The sequence below is a fragment of the Parendozoicomonas verongulae genome (assembly GCF_009711465.1).
Classification (GTDB): Bacteria; Pseudomonadota; Gammaproteobacteria; order Pseudomonadales; family Endozoicomonadaceae; genus Sansalvadorimonas; species Sansalvadorimonas verongulae.
Window position 1 is genome coordinate 1 of the sequence record NZ_SMME01000600.1, and the last position, 379, is coordinate 379.

A 379-nucleotide genomic window follows, 5' to 3' on the forward strand; every position below is an offset into this window, starting at 1 on the left:
AGAATCAGGCTGCCACGCCAGGACAAGGAACCCCTTGGACTGATAGGTGAGGGCTCTACCTGCTCTGCAACTCATGGCAGAACTCATTCCCCGCCAACGACAGATGACGTGATAATAACCAGTGAATTTGTTGATGGACTTCAGCTGCCTTTTAACTCTGAGATCCGCGCCTGGGAAATTCACTGCCGGAAAGTTGTCAAACAAGAGATTGAAGAGGTTTATGAAACTGCGTCAACAGTCCCAGGTGATTTGGACTACGATGGCCTTACACCAGAAGTAGCAGTATTGAGTTCAAATGAGAAGGGGCCAGTATGTCAAGGAAAGCGGAACACCACCTGTGCCTGCGGCACCACCTTCGCTTCGGTCAGCCTGCTTAACT

General features: G+C 50.4%; 1 protein-coding gene. It reads left to right on the plus strand.

All coding sequences use genetic code 11. The annotated features are described in order from the left end of the window. Positions 1 to 108: 108 nt before the first annotated feature. On the plus strand, positions 109 to 379 hold a 271-nt coding region (locus E1189_RS24855; RefSeq protein WP_230460002.1), incomplete at its 3' end, for a hypothetical protein.